17 protein-coding genes are annotated in these 21,174 nt (G+C 63.1%); 11 read left to right on the forward strand and 6 right to left on the reverse strand.

What is annotated here, in order from left to right:
* The 4 genes from HWX08_RS32465 to HWX08_RS32480 all read left to right on the forward strand — a co-directional run.
* Window positions 1–406: acyl-CoA dehydrogenase C-terminal domain-containing protein (locus HWX08_RS32465; protein WP_175869758.1), on the forward strand; the 406-nt coding region annotated here is incomplete at its 5' end.
* A 79-nt stretch (window positions 407–485) separates the two neighbouring features.
* Window positions 486–2,114: an electron transfer flavoprotein-ubiquinone oxidoreductase gene (locus HWX08_RS32470; RefSeq protein WP_425128496.1), complete on the forward strand. Its 1,629-nt coding sequence runs from the start codon at window positions 486–488 to the stop codon at window positions 2,112–2,114.
* Between the two features lie 48 nt (window positions 2,115–2,162).
* Complete coding sequence (gene bktB / locus HWX08_RS32475; protein ID WP_069258304.1) at window positions 2,163–3,356, forward strand: beta-ketothiolase BktB; 1,194 nt, start codon at window positions 2,163–2,165, stop codon at window positions 3,354–3,356.
* A 38-nt stretch (window positions 3,357–3,394) separates the two neighbouring features.
* Complete coding sequence (locus tag HWX08_RS32480) at window positions 3,395–4,249, forward strand: 3-hydroxybutyryl-CoA dehydrogenase (protein WP_174919708.1); 855 nt, start codon at window positions 3,395–3,397, stop codon at window positions 4,247–4,249.
* 79 nt (window positions 4,250–4,328) lie between these two features.
* Here the strand turns inward: HWX08_RS32480 and HWX08_RS32485 are convergent, their stop codons facing one another.
* The 6 genes from HWX08_RS32485 to HWX08_RS32510 are packed head-to-tail and all read right to left on the reverse strand — an operon-like array spanning window position 4,329 to window position 10,463.
* Complete coding sequence (locus tag HWX08_RS32485) at window positions 4,329–5,429, reverse strand: type VI secretion system protein TssA (RefSeq protein ID WP_174919710.1); 1,101 nt, start codon at window positions 5,427–5,429, stop codon at window positions 4,329–4,331.
* Window positions 5,426–6,499, reverse strand: a complete 1,074-nt coding sequence (gene tssG, locus HWX08_RS32490; protein ID WP_174919712.1) for a type VI secretion system baseplate subunit TssG — start codon at window positions 6,497–6,499, stop codon at window positions 5,426–5,428. Before tssG ends, HWX08_RS32485 begins: the two co-directional genes overlap by 4 nt.
* Window positions 6,499–8,388 carry a type VI secretion system baseplate subunit TssF gene (gene tssF, locus HWX08_RS32495; protein ID WP_174919714.1) on the reverse strand — a complete coding sequence of 630 codons (1,890 nt, stop codon included), beginning with the start codon at window positions 8,386–8,388 and terminating at the stop codon, window positions 6,499–6,501. The genes tssG and tssF overlap by 1 nt, the downstream gene beginning before the upstream one ends.
* 38 nt (window positions 8,389–8,426) lie before the next feature.
* A complete protein-coding gene (gene tssE / locus HWX08_RS32500; protein WP_069258779.1) occupies window positions 8,427–8,984 on the reverse strand; it encodes a type VI secretion system baseplate subunit TssE in 558 nt (185 codons plus the stop codon).
* A complete protein-coding gene (locus HWX08_RS32505) occupies window positions 8,977–9,828 on the reverse strand; it encodes a type VI secretion system accessory protein TagJ (protein ID WP_174919716.1) in 852 nt (283 codons plus the stop codon). Before HWX08_RS32505 ends, tssE begins: the two co-directional genes overlap by 8 nt.
* Window positions 9,825–10,463 carry a TagK domain-containing protein gene (locus HWX08_RS32510; protein WP_174919718.1) on the reverse strand — a complete coding sequence of 213 codons (639 nt, stop codon included), beginning with the start codon at window positions 10,461–10,463 and terminating at the stop codon, window positions 9,825–9,827. Before HWX08_RS32510 ends, HWX08_RS32505 begins: the two co-directional genes overlap by 4 nt.
* A 543-nt stretch (window positions 10,464–11,006) precedes the next feature.
* Here HWX08_RS32510 and tssH point away from each other — a divergent pair.
* From tssH to HWX08_RS32545, 7 genes are all read left to right on the forward strand, one after another.
* Window positions 11,007–13,688, forward strand: coding sequence for a type VI secretion system ATPase TssH (gene tssH / locus HWX08_RS32515; protein WP_174919720.1), 2,682 nt, complete (start codon window positions 11,007–11,009; stop codon window positions 13,686–13,688).
* A 37-nt stretch (window positions 13,689–13,725) separates the two neighbouring features.
* Window positions 13,726–14,268: a type VI secretion system contractile sheath small subunit gene (gene tssB / locus HWX08_RS32520; protein ID WP_069258312.1), complete on the forward strand. Its 543-nt coding sequence runs from the start codon at window positions 13,726–13,728 to the stop codon at window positions 14,266–14,268.
* A 27-nt stretch (window positions 14,269–14,295) separates the two neighbouring features.
* Window positions 14,296–15,789, forward strand: a complete 1,494-nt coding sequence (tssC, locus tag HWX08_RS32525; RefSeq protein WP_069258313.1) for a type VI secretion system contractile sheath large subunit — start codon at window positions 14,296–14,298, stop codon at window positions 15,787–15,789.
* Window positions 15,790–15,877: 88 nt separating this feature from the next.
* Window positions 15,878–16,363: an Hcp family type VI secretion system effector gene (locus HWX08_RS32530; protein WP_034180312.1), complete on the forward strand. Its 486-nt coding sequence runs from the start codon at window positions 15,878–15,880 to the stop codon at window positions 16,361–16,363.
* An 81-nt stretch (window positions 16,364–16,444) separates the two neighbouring features.
* Complete coding sequence (gene tssJ / locus HWX08_RS32535; RefSeq protein WP_174919722.1) at window positions 16,445–16,948, forward strand: type VI secretion system lipoprotein TssJ; 504 nt, start codon at window positions 16,445–16,447, stop codon at window positions 16,946–16,948.
* Between the two features lie 31 nt (window positions 16,949–16,979).
* Entirely contained in the window at window positions 16,980–18,326 is a 1,347-nt protein-coding gene (gene tssK, locus HWX08_RS32540; protein WP_174919724.1) for a type VI secretion system baseplate subunit TssK, read from the forward strand.
* A gap of 162 nt (window positions 18,327–18,488) precedes the next feature.
* Window positions 18,489–21,137 carry a type VI secretion system Vgr family protein gene (locus HWX08_RS32545; protein ID WP_174919726.1) on the forward strand — a complete coding sequence of 883 codons (2,649 nt, stop codon included), beginning with the start codon at window positions 18,489–18,491 and terminating at the stop codon, window positions 21,135–21,137.
* Window positions 21,138–21,174: the final 37 nt, after the last annotated feature.

The raw sequence follows: 21,174 nt of genomic DNA on the forward strand, positions 1-21,174 counted from the left end.
GAAGGCGCTGATCGCGGAGATCGGCGAGACGGTGGCGGCGCTGGGCAAGCTGGACGGCGCGGCGGCGGCCTCGGTGAAGGCGCAGCTGGAGAAGGGCGCGAAGGCGCTGTCATCGGTGGTGGATTACGTGGTGGCGAACGTGAAGCAGGACCCGAACGCGGTGTTCGCGGGCAGCGTGCCGTACCTGAAGCTGGCGGGGGTGGTGCTGTGCGGGTGGCAGATGGGGCGCGCGCTGGTGGCGGCGCAGGCGCAGCGGGCGAGCGACCCGGCGTTCTTCGACGCGAAGATCGCGCTCGCGCAATGCTATGCGGAGCACGTGCTGGTGCAGGCCGGCGCGCTCGAAGCGTCGATCGTCGGCACGAAGGGCAACGAGGGCGTGCTCGCGTTGACGGAAGACCAGTTCTGACCGTAACGGTCGGGACGCAGGAGGAGACAGGATTTTGACCACACAGGACTTGCTCGCGCAGTACGGCCCGCGCGAATCGATGGAATACGACGTCGTGATCGTCGGCGGCGGCCCCGCCGGGCTGTCGGCGGCGATCCGGCTCAAGCAGCTGGCCGCCGAGAAAGGCACCGAAATCGGCGTATGCGTGCTCGAGAAGGGTTCCGAGGTCGGCGCGCACATCCTGTCGGGCGCGGTGATGGACCCGCGCGCGATCACCGAACTGTTCCCCGACTGGAAGGAACGCGGCGCACCGCTCGACGTCGAGGTGACGGAAGACCGCTTCCTGTTCCTGTCCGAGAAAGGCGCGGTCACCACGCCGAACTGGGCGCTGCCCGCCAACTTCCAGAACCACGGCAACTACGTGATTTCGCTGGGCAACGTCACGCGCTGGCTCGGGGCGCAGGCCGAAGCGCTGGGCGTCGAGATCTTCCCCGGCTTCCCCGCGGCCGAGATCCTGTACAACGACGACGGCTCGGTCAAAGGCGTCGCGACCGGCAACATGGGCGTGGGCAAGGACGGCGAGCCGACCGAGAACTTCCAGCTCGGCATGGAGCTGCACGCGAAGTACACGCTGTTCGCCGAAGGCTGCCGCGGCCACCTCGGCCGTCAGCTGATCTCGAAGTTCAAGCTCGACGCGAACGCCGATCCGCAGGCGTACGGGATCGGCATCAAGGAACTGTGGGAAATCGATCCGGCCAAGCACAAGCCGGGCCTCGTGATCCACACGGCCGGCTGGCCGCTGAAATCCGATACGTACGGCGGCTCGTTCCTGTATCACATGGACAACAACCAGGTCGTGGTCGGCTTCGTGGTGGGCCTCGGCTACACGAACCCGTACCTGTCGCCGTTCGAGGAATTCCAGCGCTACAAGACGCATCCGTCGATCCGCGCGTTCCTGGAAGGCGGCAAGCGCGTGTCGTACGGCGCGCGCGCGATCACCGCGGGCGGGCTGCTGTCGCTGCCGAAGACGGTGTTCCCGGGCGGCGCGCTGATCGGCGACGACGCGGGCTTCCTGAACGCGTCGCGAATCAAGGGCAGCCACGCGGCGATCAAGACCGGCATGCTGGCGGCCGACGCCGCGTTCGACGCGGTGCAGGCCGGCCGCCAGTCGGACGAACTCAACGCGTACCCGGACGCCTTCAAGCAATCGTGGCTGTACACGGAGCTGTACCGCGCGCGCAACTTCAAGCAGTGGATGGCCAAGGGGCTGTACCTGGGCACGCTGATGGTCGGGCTCGAGCAGAAGGTGATGGGCGGCAACGTGCCGTGGACGCTGCACCACAAGCACGCGGACCACGAGATGCTGAAGCCGGCGTCGCAATGCCAGCCGATCGAGTACCCGAAGCCGGACGGCAAGCTGACGTTCGACCGGCTGTCGTCGGTGTTCATCTCGAACACGAACCACGAGGAGAACCAGCCGGCGCACCTGACGCTGAAGGATGCGAACGTGCCGGTGAACGTGAACTTGCGCACGTACGCGGGGCCGGAGGGGCGTTTCTGCCCGGCGGCCGTGTACGAGTTCGTGAAGAACGACGACGGCAGCGACCGGCTGGTGATCAACGCGCAGAACTGCGTGCACTGCAAGACCTGCGACATCAAGGACCCGACGCAGAACATCGTGTGGGTCACGCCGGAAGGCGGCGGCGGGCCGAATTACCCGAACATGTAACGCAATGCATCCCCGCGCCTGCGGGCGCGAACGAACCGGAGTGAGACGATGAGCAATGCAGCGAAAGAAGTCGTGGTGGTGAGCGGTGTCCGTACCGCGATCGGTGATTTCGGCGGCAGCCTGAAGGATTTCTCGCCGACCGACCTCGGTGCGAAGGTGGTCGCCGACGTGCTGTCGCGCGCGAACGTGCCGGGTGACGCGGTCGGGCATGTCGTGTTCGGCCACGTCGTGAACACCGAGCCGAAGGACATGTATCTCGCGCGCGTCGCGGCGATCAATGGCGGCGTCGCGCAGCACACGCCCGCGCTGACCGTGAACCGCCTGTGCGGTTCGGGCCTGCAGGCGATCGTGTCGGCGGCGCAGACGATCATGCTCGGCGACGCCGACGTCGCGATCGGCGGCGGCTCGGAAAGCATGAGCCGCGCACCGTACACCGTGCCGGCCGCGCGCTTCGGCCAGCGCATGGGTGACGGCAAGCTCGTCGACATGATGCTCGGCGCGCTGCACGACCCGTTCCAGACGATCCACATGGGCGTGACGGCCGAGAACGTCGCGGCGAAGTACGGCATCACGCGCGACGCGCAGGATGCGCTCGCACTCGAATCGCATCGTCGCGCGGCGCGCGCGATCGCGGAAGGGCGTTTCAAGGATCAGATCCTGCCGATCTCGATCCGCACGAAGAAGGGCGAAGTCGCGTTCGACACCGACGAGCACGTGCGTCACGACGCGAGCGCCGACGATTTCACGAAGCTGCGCCCGGTGTTCAAGAAAGAGGACGGCACCGTGACGGCCGGCAATGCGTCGGGCATCAACGATGCGGCCGCCGCCGTGCTGATGATGAGCGCCGACGCCGCGCGCGCGCAGGGCGTGAAGCCGCTCGCCCGTCTCGTCGCGTATGCGCACGCCGGCGTCGATCCGGCGTACATGGGCATCGGCCCCGTGCCGGCCACGCAGAAGGCGCTCGAACGCGCGGGCCTGAAGATCACCGATCTCGACGTGATCGAGGCGAACGAAGCGTTCGCCGCGCAGGCGTGCGCGGTCACGCAGGAGCTGGGCCTCGATCCGGCGAAGGTCAACCCGAACGGCTCGGGCATCTCGCTCGGTCACCCGATCGGCGCGACCGGCGCATTGATCACGGTCAAGGCACTGTACGAACTGAAACGCATCGGCGGGCGTTACGCGCTCGTGACGATGTGCATCGGCGGCGGCCAGGGGATTGCTGCGATCTTCGAGAACATCTGATAATCGAACGCTCAGCACCCGAACACACAGGAAATTTCATGGCCATCGAAATCGTTGGCGTCGTGGGCGCCGGAACCATGGGCAACGGCATTGCGCAGACCGCCGCCGTTGCAGGGCTCAACGTGGTGATGATCGACGTGAGCGACGCCGCGCTCGAGAAGGGCATCGCGACGCTGAAGGGCAGCCTCGAGCGGCTCGTGTCGAAGGACAAGCTCGACGCCGCCACGCGCGACGCGGCGCTGGCGCGCATCACGACGTCGACCGACTACGCGAAGCTCGCGTCGGCCGATATCGTGATCGAAGCCGCGACCGAGAACGTCGAGCTGAAGGGCCGCATCCTGAAGCAGATCGAGGCCGTCGCGCGGCCGGAAGCGATCATCGCGACCAACACGTCGTCGATCTCGATCACCGCGCTCGCGGCACCGCTCGCCGATCCGTCGCGCTTCGTCGGCATGCACTTCTTCAACCCGGTGCCGCTGATGCCGCTCGTCGAGATCATCCGCGGGCTGCAGACGAGCGACGCGACCGCGTCGGCCGTGCGCGAACTGACCGAGCGTTTCGACAAGTCGCCGATCGGCGTGCGCAATTCGCCGGGCTTCGTCGTGAACCGGATTCTCGTGCCGATGATCAACGAAGCGTTCTTCGTGCTGGCGGAAGGCATCGCATCGGCGGAGGAAATCGACGCGGGGATGAAGCTCGGCGCGAACCATCCGATCGGGCCGCTCGCGCTGGCCGATCTCGTGGGCCTCGACGTGTGCCTCGCGGTGATGGACGTGTTCGTGAAGGACTTCGGGGATCCGAAGTATCGCGCGTGCCCGCTGCTGCGCGAGATGGTGACGGCAGGGCGGCTCGGGCGCAAGACGGGGCGCGGGGTGTACGACTACAGCAAGTAAGCGGCACGCCATGCCACTTCGCGCGGCCGCCTTCGGGCGGCCGCGTGCGTTGAGCGATGCAATCTTGTTTTCTGGTCGGTCACGAACCGTCGTCTTCCCATTGCGCCAGAAGCTCGGCCGGAATTGCCTTGACGACTTCGGCGTAGCGTTTGCCGACGAACTGTTCGGCGCGTTTGAGTAACACCGGAATCGGGCTGCTCGGTTCGTGATGTTCGAACCATGCCCGTGCGGCTCGAATCGTTGCAAGCGCCGAGTCGCGGTCGGACGGCATGGACTTATTTGGCGCCGAGGCACATTCAGGATCGCTTGCCGATACGGAATTCGCCGGCGCGGTCAGCATTACCGCGTTGTCCTGCGAAGATGTGTCGGGCATCGCGGTCGGGGCGGGAATCGTATCGGGCGGTTCGGCCGATTCGGCCTGCGTGGGCGTGCCTAATCTGTCGAGCAGTCGCGTCAGCATCGAAAGGTCTGGCTGGTGGGATTCGAGATGACTGTTGCACCACGCGTTGATCGTGGCGAGATGGGCGATCGTATCGTCGATGCCTTCGATCGTTGCGGGGTGCTGCGTGCGCAGATCCTGCAACTGCTGGATGACGGATTCGGGCGCGAGCGCATCGGCCGGACGCGGATGCGCGAAGGCGCGTTCGACGTCACGCACCTGCAGGCGGGTAACGGTCGACTTCACCAGTACGATTTCCCGGACATCGGCCAGCAACCCTTCGGCGTCCGATAGCGCTTGCAATGCGTTCATTCGCATTTCCAGCGCCGCGTCGCGATCGTTATCGGTGCTCGTCTGCGGATGGATATCGTCCGGAAAGGCTTGCACCCACGCAGCCAGCACCGCGGTTCCCTCTGCCAGGCCCACGACACCACCGAGACGTACGCGGCAACGTGTATACAGCACGGCGACACGCAGGTCCTTCGTGCGCATCATGAGCCGCCGGCAATCCCGTTCGATCTCGCTCCAGTTGAGCGGATCGGGCGCGCCCACGAACGCACCGTACTGTACGTCCTGTTTGGGGGCAACTCGGGAGAACAGCACGACGAAATCGTGGTCGTATTCGAGGTCCGGGCCACAGAGCAAGTCATCGCTTACGGGCGTGAGCCAGTCGAAATTCGGCACATTCGCGGCGGACGTCCGGGCCGGTTTGCCGGGCGCGGCGGATTGCTTCTTGCTCATGGTCGGTTCTTGAGATCAGTGGCACGGCGATCGAAATGCCGCACGTAACGTTCGGGCTCGAATCGCATGCCGGTAATGGACTTATGCGGAGACGGGCGACCGAGCCACCCGGACCAGCCCATGCGCTGCCGGCCGCCCATAACCGCAGGCGGAGCACTCTCTGGCTTGATACGCAACTCAAGCTCCCATCCCAACTCGTAGCCGACGAACGCCCGTACCCACTCGACGAGCCGAGGCAGATCCTCGCCCTGCGGCGTGAAGCGTAGGTAGGCGTCGAGATCGACCGGACCGATCACAATGCGAAAGCGATGCTGTCGATCCGGGGCGACGCGGCCGAGCATTGCACCTTGTCCCATTGTCGCCGTCGCTCCAGGACGACCCATGCGGCCGAGATCGGCGGGATCGATCTCGATCCAGTGAAACACGTTCTCCGCGATCGTGACCGGCACGCCGAAGTAGCGTTCGAGCGTGGCGCGTAGTCCGTCCGGATTGCGCGCTTCGCGCACGAGGTGCGCGGTGGCGGCGAGACGCGCGTGCGAGGGTAGGGGGCGCCGGCTGATTTCGCCGACGTCTTGCCCGACGAGGCACGCGATGTAAAACGAAAACCGCTCGTTGTCCTTCCGGTCAAGTCCGGCTGTGGACTGGGACGAAGCCCACGCGCGATAGAGCAGCGTGAAGAAGCGGTGATGGAAGAGGTCAAGAAAATCAACCGTCGTCGTATCTCGCCGGCTATCCTCGCGATCCTTCGCGATCTCGGTCACGTGGATCGGCAGCGGACCATTGGGGCCAAGCGTCCCGAGACCGAACAGTCGCACCTTCAATCGTCCATCGGATTCCTGAGCGTTGGCGATTTCGCGCGGTGCGAACGCAAGGCTCGGTTGCTGGCCGAGTCGGAACGGTTCCAAACGCGGTCGGGGTGCGGTGCCGATCGGATCGATCGCTGGATTCGCGCCGATGCGCCGTAACAGCGACAGGAATCCGAAACGCCAGGGCTCGGCCTGCAAGTGTTCGAGCAGCTCTGGCGACAGCGTGCTGTCGCGTAGCAGCACCGGCAGCGTCGCGCGCTTCATTACAATACTCCGCGCGTGCCCGTGCGCACTGGCCAGCGGGCAATGCGGCCACGCTGCATCGAATGCAGCTCGGTGTGCGTAAAGCTGTTGATCGAGACGTGCCGTGCGAGCCAGTGCTCGAGGATCGTGCCGAAGAGATAGGGGCTCATGCCAGAGAAGCCGGTCTCATCTACCGTCAGCGCGCACTCGATGCCGCGCCCGAACGTCATCGGGCCGGTCCCCGGCAGCTTGCGCGTCACCGGGCGTGTCTTGACGCCGACAAGGCTTTCGACTTGCCGGTTTTGCGCGGAGTCGCCTTCCGCGAGGTACAGGCGCAGCAGATCGCGAAGCCCCTGACCGCCTTCGCGGTGATCGAGATCGTCGAGCGGCAGATAGTTGAAGTTGAGTTGGCGGATCAGGCGCCACGCCATTTCCCGCTCGGCATACGGCGGCAGCGGCGGACTCGGCGGCCGGATGAGGCCGATGCTTTCCACCGGCGTGGACTCCGCGGTCTCCAGATCGCGTACGCCGTTGCGCGGCACGAGCGTGGCCAGATCGCGGTTGGTCAGGAGCGCGTCGACTGACAGGAAGCGGAGGTTTTCGGCATAAGGCGCCTCGTTCTGGTCGACGAGCGAGAGAAACACTTCGGTGCCGACGTAGGGAGTACGCGTGCCGTAACGACGCGCGGAATTGGACACGAGGCGCTGTTCACGCCGCGTTGAGAAGTAACGCCCGTGATTACCCTCGTCGTTGTTCAGTGTCTGGTAGAGCGAACGGAATTCAAGCTCTTCGGATGTGAGGGCCACCTGACCGTACACGGTCTCCACCGAAAACACCTCGTAGTCGAGCGGCGCCAGTCGCGCTGGCACGAGGTGAAACTCGGTCTCGCGCGGCGAGATTTCTATTCTGTCGGTGTGTTTGCTGAAGAGATTGATGACGGGCGTGCAGAAAAGCGCAAAGCGAGAAGCGTCAGCGAGGTTTGCGAGCGGCCCTGGCACCCGGTCGAGCAGGACGACGATTTCGGCTTCCCGGCCACGAATACGCGAGAGTCCTTCGGCGAGGCCGTTCAACGCAAAGAACCAGAACCGTCCCGGGCATGCAAAGTACTCGTGCAGCAGGTTGTGGCCGTGAAATTTCGCCCAGCTGAGCGGAAGCAGATTTTGGTCGATGCGCAACCCCTCGTGCTCTACCGCGCTCTGAGTAACCGCGGCAAGCGGACGACCGGGTACGCCGAATTCACCGGGTACGCCAATCACGGAAGCGATTCCGCCTGCGTGCAGCAGTTCGAAGAGATGCGAGGCGACCTGCTCATCACCTGCCAGGTAGACGGGAAGCCGATCGAGCCCCTTCAGATCGGCGATATGCACGTCGCCGGTCGTGGCGAGCTTGATCCGTAACGCGCCTCGTACTTGCGTATCCGGTGGCGTATAACGTTCGAGCGCAGGAATGTCGGGCGGAATACCGGTCAGGCGTGCGTCGGTGATCGTGAGCGGCCACAGCGTCACGTCTTGTCCACTCGTAAACTGGCACGCGGTTCTTTCTCCATCAGGAACCCGCGCAGTGAACGATGTGCCGCGCGCGATACGATACCCTTCGGTGAGTTTGCCTTCAGTCCGGCCCGGATACAGGCGTGCGACGGCAATCGAGGGAGTGGGCGCGACATAGTTCGGGTAGATAACTTCGAGCAACCGCTGCGTGAAGCGTGGGAACTCGGCGTCAAGCTTGATCTGCATGCGTGCGGCCATGAAGCTGAACGATTCGATCAGGCGCTCGACGTAGGGGTCGGCCACTTCGCCTGCCTGCATCCCGAGTCGACGCGCGATTTTAGGGTGTGCATGCGCGAATTCAGCAGCCAGCTCGCGCATGTAGATGAGTTCCTGGTTGTAGTAGTCGAGCAGTCGCGGGTCCATCGGAGTGGTCTCTTTGTTGTCGTTGTGTCGCGCCGGGCTCAGCTGGTGCGCATGCCGATGATGCGAATCTCGCTCGTTTCGAGATCCAGCGAGCTCTGCACCATGAATTCGAGCGGGTACGGATCCATGTGAATCAGTCCGCGGACTTCGAACGCGAGGACATTGTGATGCTCGCCGGCCTCGATGGCATGGCGAGGCGATACCACCAGCGAATCCGGAATCAATCGCGGTTCGAAATCGGTAATGGCCTGCCGGATCATGCGTTCGACGTCGTTCCACTGACGTGACGCGAGAAAGGCCCCCGCGAGCGGCGGCACGCCGAAGTTGACGGTCGAGGCGGCCGCATGCGGATGGCGCGCGCGATCGATCTGATCCTCGATGCTGGTCGTGTTCAGCAAATAGGCGAGGTCGCGCTGCACGATGTCACGCATCTGCTTGCGCGTGACCGTGTATTCCTCAGGGGCTTCGACGTGTCGATGCGGCGCGTCGTCGCGCAGCCGGTCGAGCAGGGTTGGCATCAGGTGCGCGTTGGCCCGGCGGGGTGTGCGAACAGCCAGCGTATCCGGGGCGGATGACGGTCTCTTGCGATCAGTCATCGACTCGCTCCCCGCCGGCGGCACCGTCAGCGACATGCGTGCCGAATTCCGCATTCGCCAATTCGAAGAGACTGAAGTCGCCTTGATCAGTGGTCCAGGTTTTCTGGCCGAGACCGATAACGCCGGTTCGTCCATGCTCGTGCCAGACGGTCGTGCGCCCGAGACGCACCGCATCGTCGCCGCTCTCCGACCCTGGATATCGTGCAGGCATGAAGCCACGGACGATGCTTCTGTCGACGAGCGTGAGCGTACATGGCGCCCATACCAGATCGACCAGTTTCGTCGGCAGTGACACGCGCCATGCAGCCAGATCGGCGAACGGCACCCAGCGATAGTGCCCGGCCGTGATGACCTCGCAGAACGGGCCGAAACGGGAGTCGCTATCGACGATCCAGTTCGCCGTTCCGTGCAGGACGTGCACCGGAACGGTCGACGCGGCATCGAGTGAAGCCTCACGCGCGGCGTCGGCCTGCTCGTTCTGTTCTCCGGCAGCCAGGCGCAGCGCATTCAGCAGACCCTCGACTCCTGCTGGCGGTTCGAGCACGAAGCCCGGGCGAGCGCGTCCCTCGACGACCTGCTTGCGCCAGCTTTCAGCCCGGATCAGGTCGCGATACACCTGTGCGGCTTGCGTCTGGCCAGGTTCGAGTTTTGCCCACATCTGCAATTGCTGGATCGCTCGCGGCCATTCGCCCGTTATGCACATCAACTGGAACAGCGCCCACCGATGAGACGCAGTGGCCGGCTGCGTGCGCAGACGCGTCGAGATGCACTCGATCCGTTCGCCGAGGGGGGGCTCGCTCAAGCGTTGGTTTTGAGGCGAGTCGGAGGCGGTGCGCCGGATCATCCCTCGTCCTTGCGTGTAGGGGCGGATAGCGGACTGTCTACCGACAGCGCATGGTGTTCGCGCCGAGTGAGCGGAGGCGGCAGGGCCGGCCCCCGCCGCGCGGCCGCTGCGTGAAATTCAGGAGGGGCAAACAGTCGCAAGATCTCCGGCACGGGTTCATCGCCCGGGATGTGCTCGGCGTGCAGATCGAGTTGCTCAAACATGTCTTCGAGCGAGTGATTGCCACACAGTAGCGCATCGATCGAATCGCATTCGCCGCGTACGCCCGGATCGACCTGCGAATCTGGCGCGAGCGTGTGCGGTGTCGGTTCATCCCCCGGTGGCATCAGTTCTGTGGTAACCGACGCATGGGGATCGGTCAGCGCGCGCCAGTACTGCGCGTGCAACGTCTCGACCAGGGAGTCGGCGCCGTCGGCGTTGGCTACGGTGCGTACCGGTGCATCGGCACCATCCATGCATCCGATACCGAGTTCGCGCAGCACATCATCGCTGTTGTACGGGTGGTCGATTACTTCGTAATCCGGAAGGTATGGGCATTCCACGCCGGGCGTCTGCCGCTCTCGGTATCCGTCAGGCACGGGCTCGGTGTGCGAGATATTCGGTTGGCGACGCCACGGCTGACGAAAGGAACGCATCTGGGGGTCCGATGACTGGAATTTCGCATTTTAACCACGAGTCCGGGCGGTTCGTCTATCGTCGCGGAGATAATCGACTTTTCGAGATGGGTTGTGAATATTTTTGAGATTGATCGTGAAATGTTAAATGCAGTAACGGTTGGTGTGAAAAAGATATTAAAATCAATTGGCTGCATATTTGTGAAAAATTGCAAATAATTGGGATATCGAAAATATCTCAAAATAACAATGACTTGGATTGTCTTGATCTGAGTGTGTCGGCCTGGGGCGCTCGCGGGAAAGTGTGTGATTTGGGGCGGGGGCGATGCGATGGATTCCGGGTGGTGCAGCTTGATTTCGGTAATTGAGGTCAATGGAATGGATTGACGGAAATTGAATTTCGTGTCGATAATGCCGCTCCGATTCTAATTGGCCGATTGAATCGGATCTAAGAGAGAGCGATGGATCGAGTATTTCCAGCGATATCAGTCGAAGCATCTACGTAGCAGTCCTGATATCAAGGGAATGATGCTTGGGGCATCGCGGCCACCAACTAAGAACATCATGACCATTTCGCGCCAAGCACTGTTCGGTAAGCTCGGGGTTCGGCTTTACCGGAGCATCGAGTCGGCGACGAGTTTCTGCAAGTTGCGCGGGAATCCGTTCGTCGAGCTCATCCACTGGCTGCATCAAATGCTGCAGCAGCCGGACGGCGACCTTCAGCGGATCGTTCGTCACGCCGGTATTGATCGCGACACGCTCGAGCGTGACTTCGCGCGGGCGCTGGCTGCGTTGCCGGCGGGCGCAAGTTCGATCAGCGATTTTTCGTGGCACATCGAATCGGCAATCGAGCGCGCGTGGGTGCTTGCGACGCTCGAACACGGTGACCGCCGCGTGCGCGGTGCGTGGTTGATCGCAGCACTCGTGTCCACGCCTGACTTGCGGCGTGTGCTGCTTGGCATCTCCCCCGCGTTCGGCAAAATCCCGGTCGACGGCCTCGCCGACGTGCTTCCGGCCTGGATCGGCGGTTCGCCGGAAGCGGCTGATGATCCGTATGACCGCAGCGAATTGTTACCTGCCACGCCGGGCGAGGCGTCCAGCGCGATGCCGGGTGCGCCGAAGAGCGGTTCGCTTGAGCAGTACTGCACGGATCTGACGGCACTGGCCCGCGCTGGCGAAATCGATCCGGTCATCGGCCGCGAGCTCGAGATCCGCACGATGATCGACGTGTTGCTGCGCCGGCGGCAGAACAACCCGCTGGTGACCGGCGAAGCCGGCGTCGGCAAGACGGCCGTGGTCGAAGGTCTCGCCCGCGCGATCGCGTCGGGCAACGTGCCGCCGAAGCTGGCCGACGTGCGGTTGCTCAGCCTCGATGTCGGCGCGCTGCTGGCCGGTGCCAGCATGAAGGGTGAGTTCGAGGCCCGCTTGAAGGGGCTACTCGAAGCGGCCGCGAAGTCGGCTGCCCCCGTGATCCTGTTCATCGACGAGATCCATACGCTGATCGGCGCGGGCGGCCAGGCGGGCACGGGCGACGCCGCCAACCTCCTGAAGCCGGCCCTCGCGCGCGGCACGATCCGGACGATCGGCGCGACGACCTGGGCCGAGTACAAGCGGCATATCGAAAAGGATCCCGCATTGACCCGGCGCTTTCAGGTGCTGCAGGTCGCGGAGCCGTCCGAGGTCGCTGCCATCGATATGGTGCGGGGGCTCGCGCAAACGTTCTCGGCGCATCACGGTGTCGTGGTGCGCGACGATGCGATCCGGGGTGCAGTGACGTTGTCGCACCGCTACATTCCGGCACGCCAGTTGCCGGACAAGGCGATCAGCCTGCTCGATACCGCCTGTGCGCGGGTCGCGCTGTCGCAACATGCAACGCCGCGCGAGCTCGACGACGTCCGCCAGCGCCTCGCGGCCGCGCGCACGGAAGAGGCGCTGCTCGTGCAGGAGGCCCGCGTCGGTCTGGACGCGGAAAAGGCACTAGCCAATGTGCGGGTGCGCATCGACACGCTGGCAACGGAGGAGGCCGCGGTCGACATGCGTTGGCGTGAACAGGTCGCCGCCGCGCAGGCGCTGCTTGCCGCACGCGGGGGCGCGGCAGGATCGCCCGATGATTCGCCGATGCCCGTTGAACGGCTGCGCGAGCTCGAGCGCGCGCTGGCTGACCTTCAGGGCGAGGCACCGCTCGTGTTTCCGGAAGTCGACGAGGCGATCGTCGCGGAGATCGTTTCGGATTGGACCGGTATCCCGGTAGGTCGCATGGTCACGGACGAGGTGGCCGCCGTGCGCCGACTACCCGAAACGCTGGACGCGCGCGTGATCGGTCAGGCGGATGCGCTGCGCCTGATCGGCGAGCGCGTGCAGACCGCGCGGGCCGGCCTGACCGACCCGAAGAAGCCGCTCGGCGTGTTCCTGCTCGCGGGGCCGTCGGGTGTGGGCAAGACAGAAACAGCACTGGCACTGGCCGAGGCGCTGTACGGCGGCGAACAAAACCTGATCACGATCAACATGAGCGAGTATCAGGAAGCCCACACCGTGTCGGGCTTGAAAGGGGCGCCGCCCGGGTATGTCGGTTATGGGGAGGGCGGGGTGCTGACCGAAGCGGTACGCCGCCGTCCGTACGCGGTCGTGCTGCTCGACGAGATCGAAAAGGCCCATCGCGACGTGCATGAAATGTTCTTCCAGGTGTTCGACAAGGGCTACATGGAGGACGGCGACGGTCGCCACATCGATTTCCGCAATACCACCATCCTGCTGACCAGCAATGTCGGCTCCGATCTGACCGCGGGCCTGTGCGCCGATCCAATGTTGTCGCCCGATATGGACGGGTTACGGGATGCACTCGTCCCCGAATTGCTGAAAGTCTTCCCGGCTGCCTTTCTCGGACGAGTGACGGTCGTGCCTTACCGGCCGCTGGCCGACGCCGCGCTTGCTCGCGTCGTCCGTCTGCATCTGGGGCGCGTGGCGAAGCGCATGGCCGACAGTCATGAAATCGCGCTTACCTATGACGAGGCGTTGGTCGACTACATCGTCGGCCGTTGCCTCGTACAGGAGACCGGTGCGCGAGTCCTCATCGGTTTTATCGAACAACATGTGCTGCCTCGCCTGTCGGCCCTTTGGCTCGACGCGTTCACGTCGAACGCCGCGCTTGCACGTATTGCAATCGGTGTCGCCGATCCAGCCGCAGCGCCTGTGCAGGCGTTGACGTTCGATGCATTGCCATCCCGTTTGGACGAAGCGCTTTGCTGAGCGCAGTCCACTTACCACCGTCCAGGAGAACCTGTTCATGTCCGCTTCCAGCAGTTCGCAGAAATTCATCGCGCGCAATCGTGCGCCGCGCGTGCAAATCGAGTACGACGTCGAGGTCTACGGCTCGGAGAAAAAGGTCGAGCTGCCGTTCGTGATGGGCGTGCTGGCCGACCTCTCCGGCAAGCATCCGGTCGAGCCGCTGCCGGCTGTATCGGATCGGCGGTTCCTCGACATCGATATCGACAATTTCGACGAACGCATGAAGGCGATCCGTCCTCGCGTCGCGTTTGCCGTGCCGAACACGCTGACGGGTGAAGGTCAGATGATGGTCGACATGACCTTCGAGAGCATCGAGGACTTCTCGCCGGCCGCCATCGCTCGAGAAGTCGAGCCGCTGCGCCGGCTGCTCGAAGCGCGTACGCAGCTTGCGAACCTGCAGACCTACATGGACGGCAAGTCGGGTGCCGAAGCGCTCGTTACCCAATTGCTGCAGGATCCGGCGCTGCTCGAGTCGCTTGCCTCCGCGCCCAGGCCCGTGCGTCACGAGGGCGATGAAGCCGAACGGAACAAAGCGAACTGACCGACGAAGCGATCGAGGATGACCACCATGGCGAAACAGCAAGCACAGGCCGACCACGCTCAGACGGCCATTCAATCCGACTTTACGCAACTGCTCGAAAGGGAGTTCCGCCCGAAGACCGAGCAGGCGCGTGAAGCAGTCGAACATGCGGTCCAGACGCTCGCCGAGCAGGCGCTGACGCAATCGACCACGATCAGCGACGACGCATACAAGAGCATCGCCGCGATCATCGCGCAGATCGACCACAAGCTCTCCGAGCAGATCAATCTGATTCTCCACCACGACGACTATCAGGCGCTGGAGTCGGCCTGGCGTGGTCTGCATCACCTTGTATCGAACACGGAGACGGACGAGCACCTCAAGATTCGCGCCCTCGACGTATCGAAGACCGAACTGCACCGCACGATGCGCCGGTACAAGGGCATCGCATGGGACCAGAGTCCGCTCTTCAAGCAGATCTACGAACAGGAATACGGCCAGCTCGGCGGCGAACCGTACGGCTGCCTGGTCGCCGACTACTATTTCGACCATACGCCGCCCGACGTCGACCTGCTGGGCTCGATCGCGAAAGTCGCCGCGGCCGCGCATACGCCGTTCATCACGGGCGCGGCGCCGTCGGTGCTGCAGATGGAGTCGTGGCAGGAGCTCGCGAACCCGCGTGACCTGACGAAGATCTTCACGCAGAACCTCGAATACGCGGCATGGAATTCGCTGCGCAACACCGAGGACGCGCGCTATGTTGGGCTCGCGATGCCACGCTTCCTCGCGCGCGTGCCGTATGGTGCGAAGACCAATCCGGTCGACGAGTTCGATTTCGAGGAAGACACGAATGGGTCGGATCACAGCCGCTACGGCTGGGCGAACGCCGCGTATGCGATGGGCGTCAACATCAACCGCTCGTTCAAGCAGTACGGCTGGTGCTCGCTGATCCGCGGCGTCGAGTCGGGCGGCACGGTCGAGAACTTGCCGTGCCACACGTTCCCGACCGACGACGGCGGGGTCGACATGAAGTGTCCGACCGAGATCGCGATCTCGGATCGGCGCGAGGCCGAACTGTCGAAGAACGGCTTCATTCCGCTCGTGCATCGCAAAAATACCGATCACGCGACCTTCATCGGCGCGCAGTCGCTGCAAAAGCCGGCCGAGTATCACGACGCGGATGCGACTGCCAACGCGAACCTGTCCGCACGCCTGCCGTATCTGTTCGCCTGCTCGCGCTTCGCGCACTACCTGAAGTGCATCGTGCGCGACAAGATCGGCGCGTTCAAGGAGCGTGAGGACATGCAGCGCTGGCTCAATGAATGGGTCATGCACTACGTCGACGCGGATCCGGCCAACTCGTCGCAAGACACCAAGGCGCGCCGGCCGCTCGCAGCAGCCGAAGTCCTCGTCGAAGACGTCGAAGGCAATCCCGGCTACTACCAGGCGAAATTCTTCCTGCGTCCGCACTTCCAGCTCGAGGGGCTGACGGTTTCGCTGCGGCTCGTCACCAAGCTGCCGTCGATCAAGGAAGCCGCTTGATTTAGAAGCTTCGCCCTCTTGGATCGGGCGTCGGACCATTCTCTCCCGTAGCGCCCGACCCGTTTTCACTCACTCAAGGAGCATTGGCATGGCACAAGACATTTTCCTGAAGATCGACGGCATCAACGGCGAATCGCTCGACGACAAGCACAAGGACGAGATCGAAATCCTGAACTGGGACTGGGAAATCCTGCAGGAATCGACGATGCATGCCGGTAGCGGCGGCGGTGCAGGCAAGGCGACGGTCAAGGATCTGACATTCGAACACAACATCGATCGCGCGAGTCCGAACCTGATGAAGTACGCGCTGACCGGCAAGCACATCGACCAGGCGACGCTCGTGATGCGCAAGGCCGGTGGCAACCCGCTCGAGTACCTGAAGCTCACGATGAGCGACGTGATCGTCACGCGCGTGAAGCCGTCGGGCAGCAAGCTGGATGCCGAGAAGAGCCGCGAAACGGTGTCGCTGTCGTTCGCGAAGGTGAAGCAGGAGTACGTCGTGCAGAACGCGCAGGGCGGCAGCGGCGGTGCCGTGACGGCCAGCTTCGACATCAAGGGCAACAAGGAAGCGTAAGCCCGGGAGGTGCCGCGCGTTGGGAGAAGGCTGCTTTCTCCGCGCGCGGCGCATCTCGCTGTCCATCAAGGTGAAATCTGCATGCGTTCGATCCTGACTGCCGCCACCCTCGCCAGTGTTGTGTTGATTTCCGCCTGTGCGAGCGGCGAGCCGAAACCCAAGGAGCCGATCCGGCTTGACATGATGGTCGACGCGAAGGTCGACGTCAATCCGGACGACCGCGGACGGGCGGCGCCGATTGTCGTGCGCCTCTATGAGCTGAAGAACGACAACGCCTTCAATGCGGCGGACTTCTTCACGCTGCAGACCCAGGAGAAGACCGTACTGGGCGACGACGTCGTGAAGCGCGACGAAGTACAACTGCGGCCTGGCGAGCATCGGACCATTGCTCGGCGCCTGGACCCGGCAACGACCGTCATCGGCGTGATTGCGGCTTATCGCGACTTGCCGAATTCCGTGTGGCGGACGGTCTACACGATGCCGATCGCACCCGACAAGGCGTGGTACCGCTTCTTCACGCCGAAGCTGAAACTGAAGATCGATCTCGAGGCCAAGGCCGTCCGGATCGAGGAAGCCAAGAAATGAATCACGTCGCGCAACGAAACGGACGATACGTATGAGCTGGTATGCCAAGGTCGCCTGGCAGGAAGGATTGTTTTTCCGTCCGCAACTGTTCCAGCAGCAGGATCGCTATTTGGAGAAGTACGCGCACATGCGCGCGGCGCCGCTGTCGCCGTTCTTTTTCGGTTTTTCGCACTACGCACTCGATCTGGAATCGCTCGCGCTCGGCAAGGTGATCGTCAAATCCGCCGCCGGCGTGTTCGCCGACGGCTCGCCGTTCGACGCGCCGGGTAACACGCCGCTGCCGCCTCCGTTGACGATTCGACCGGAGCATCTCGATCAGGTGATCTATCTGGCGGTACCGGTCCGACTGCCGAATTGCGAAGAGACGACGTTCGTGAACACTGCGGATTCGCTGGCGCGCTACCTCGTGTTCGACACTGAGTTGCGCGACACGAATTCGGTCGGCCTCGCACCCGAGTCCGTGCAGCTTTCGAACCTGCGCTTGCGCCTTCTGCCAGAGAAGGAACTCGGTGATGCGTGGATCGGCCTCGCACTCACATGCGTGAAAACGATTCGTGCGGATGGCAGCATCGAGCTCGACAATACGCTCGTGCCACCTGTTTCGGGTTTTGGGGCGAGCGATCTGCTGACCAGCTGGGTCACGAAGATTCACGATCTCGCGAGGTTGCGCGCGAATGCGCTGGCACAACGGCTGGCGGGCACCGAGGACACCACCGCGAGTGCCGCAACGGTCACGGATTACCTGTTGCTGCAGATCCTGAACCGGTACGAGCCGTTGCTGCAGCACATGCTGCGCGTGCCGACCACGTCGCCCGCGGACATCCATGCGTTGTTGATCGGCATGGCGGGCGAGCTGTCGACGCATCTGCGCACGGATACGCGCCGGCCGCTCGATACACATCCGCCTTATCAGCACACGACGCCGCACCTGTGCCTGAAGCCGGTTGTCGACGACACGCATCGACTGCTCAACGCCGTGCTGGTGCGCAGCGCACAAAGCATTGCACTCGAGGATCGGGGCCACGGCATGCGAAACGCGGTGGTCGATCCGGTCGACATGCAAGGTTTTACCGCCGTCGTGCTCGCCGTGCATGCCGCCATGCCGCCTGACCTGCTGAAGCAGCAGTTCCTTGCACAAGCAAAGGCCGGTCCGTCCGACAAGCTGCCAAGCCTCGTGCGCAGCCACTTGCCGGGAATCAGTCTCCAGACCTTGCCTGTTCCGCCGCGGCAGCTCCCGTTCAACGCGGGCTACATCTACTACGAGTTGACCCAGGATGGGCCGCTGTGGGAGGAGGTTGTGCGTCACGGTGGTTTGGCGTTGCACGTAGCGGGTGATTTTCCATCACTCAAACTGGATTTGTGGGGCGTCAGAGGGTGATTGGCGAAGACGGGCGATTGACCTGCATGAAGGTACCGGGTACCCGAGGCAATCACGAACCGGCGGCAATTGGACACGATAGTCGGGAATGGGCGTCGGCCCTCGGCGGATCTTCATGGCGCTGCCATGACACGAATCGATAGAGCTTGAGAAGGGGAGTCCATGTACATACCAACGCAATCCCGCGTCGTGTCGATTTCGGGTGCGGCGCTTCCTGGCGTGGCAGGCCGGTCAATCCTTCTGCCTATCAGACTTCATGGTCAAGAAGAACTCGGTACGCTCGCCGAGTTCACGCTGGAACTCAAGACCTTGCATATGCCGACGTTGCCCGTCTATGAGGCACGTGATCGCATCCAACCGGAAAAGCTGGTCGGAACGGAACTCACCATCTCAATCGAATTCGATGGCAAGGGGACGTTCTCTCCCGGCATACCAGGCGGTGCCGGGCTGGGCAACCTGGGCGCAGGCAAGCGCGAAATCGTCGGCTTGATCACCGAGTTTACGTCTACCGGCGAGGACGATCGGTACGCCTATTACGAGATGAGCGTACGGCCGTGGCTGTGGCTCACGACGCTCAACCGCGAAAACCGCATCTTCCAGAACAAAAACGTCGTCGAGATCACGGAATCGATTCTCGGTTCGAGCCTCTATCCGTTCAAATACGAATGGCGGTTAGGTGCGGTTGGATTGAAGGGTGTTTACCCGACGCGCGACTATGTGCGGCAGATGTGGGAATCTGATTTTGAATTCCTGAGCCGGTTATGGTGCGAGTGGGGCATCTACTACTTCATGGATAGCTCGACGTTGGTGCTGTGCGACTCGCCTGGATCACACAAGCCGCACGGAAACATGTATGACACGATTTCTTATCACGCACCGGCGGGGAAGCAAGTCGACGAAGAGCATATCCATCGCCTGACGGTGTCGCGCCGGCTTACCGCGGGAGCGGTGAGTTTGATCGATTACGATTCGACCCAATCTCGTGCAAATCTGTCGACGGTAGTCGATCGTCCGAGTGATATTCCATTTAGCAATGCAGAGCACTATGCGTGGGGCGATTACTCGCAGCCGTTGGCAGGGACGATGGGGCTGTCTGGAATGCCGAACAGTTGTGTTCAGGAGGCGCGATATTTGGCAGGGGTGCGTGTCGACGCAGAGCGTTGCAGGAGCTTGCGTGCGAAGGGGCGCGGCAACCTGCGTGGAATAGCGACGGGCCACACCTTTCACCTCGAAGGGTGTCCGCAGGCGCGCACCAATGCGGAATACCTGGTGGTCGCCGCGACGATCGACATTCGTAACAACGATGAAGCCACGGGCGGCGAACCGTACCACTGCGTAACGGATTTTGTGCTGCAGCCCGCTACGACGTTTTTTCGTAGCCGCCCGAAGCGCAAGCCGCCATGCGGATCGGAAACGGCCGTCGTGGTGGGGCCTGCTGACCAGCCGATATGGGTCGATGGCTATGCGCGCGTGAAAGTCCAGTTCGTGTGGGACCGGCTCGGTTCGCGTGACGAGAATTCGAGCTGCTGGATGCGGGTGTCATCGCCGTGGCAGGGGAGCGGCTTCGGGTTCGTGGCGTTGCCGCGCATCGGCCAGGAGGTGACGGTGAGCTATCACGAAGGGGATCCGGACAAGCCGTATGTGTCGGATCGTCAGGTGAACCAGTTCAACCAGCCACCGTGGGTGTTGCCGAAGAATCATGCGTTGATGGGCTGGTGCAGCATGAGCCTGACTGGCAGTCAGGCTAACCAGGTAGTGGTTGACGACACGCCTGGAAAACTTCAGGTCCAGATTTCGAGCGATTACGCGCAGTCGAGGTTGGTGCTTGGGTATAACACCCGCATCGAGGGAGGCACGGGACGACAGCAGGAGCGTGGCGTCGGGTTCGAGATGGCGACGGAAGCGCACGGGGTGATGCGGGCAAACCGCGGAATGCTGGTGACGACAGAGGCGCGGGAAGGGGCAAGCGCACCGGCGAAGGACATGGCAGAGACCGTGGCTCGCTTGACCCAGGCGAGGGAACTGCATGAGGAGATGGCGCATCTGGCGCAGCGGCACAACGCGCAGGAAGCCGGGGTGAGCCAGCATGATGCGACGCAGGCGATCAAGACGCAGAACGAAGCGATAAAAGGCGATGTCGCCGATCCGAGCGAGAACCTGTTTCCGGAAATGAGTCGCCCTGACATCGTGTTGGCGAGCGCGTCGGGTATCGGCATGAGCGCGGCGCAAGGCGTGCATATTGCAAGCCAGGGGGACCACGCAGTGACGGCGGCACGAGACGTGAGCGTGTCGTCCGGCAGATCCTTGATCGGCTCGATCAAGGGCGCGATCTCGTTGTTTGCCGCGAAGCTGGGTATCCGGCTGGTCGCAGCGCAGGGCAAGGTCGAGATTCAGGCGCAAGACGATGCGATGGCGCTCGCGGCGCTGAAGGATCTGACGGTTACCAGCCTGGACGGAAAAATCGTGCTGAACGCGTCGAAGGAGATCTGGATCGGCGTAGGCGGCTCGTTCATTCGCATCACCGCCGACGGCATCGTAAACGGGACCACCGGGCAGATCCAGGAGAAGTGCGCGAAGTGGAGCAAGGCGGGAGCGGAATCGATGCGAATCCCGTTTTCCGACAGCTTCGGCAAGATCTACGAAGGATTCTTCAAGCTGCATTGGGAAGGTACCAATCAGATTGCGCCGTATCACCCGTATCGCATCACGCGTGCCGATGGCAGTCGGATCGAGGGCATCACCAATGCCGACGGGGAAACCACACTGCATCTGGCCGAATACAGCGAATCCTTGAAAATCGAACTTCTGTGACTCACCGATGACGAGCCAACGACCCACCAGGAAAACG

It is taken from the genome of Burkholderia metallica (assembly GCF_902832845.1).
In the GTDB taxonomy this organism is placed as follows: Bacteria; Pseudomonadota; Gammaproteobacteria; order Burkholderiales; family Burkholderiaceae; genus Burkholderia; species Burkholderia metallica.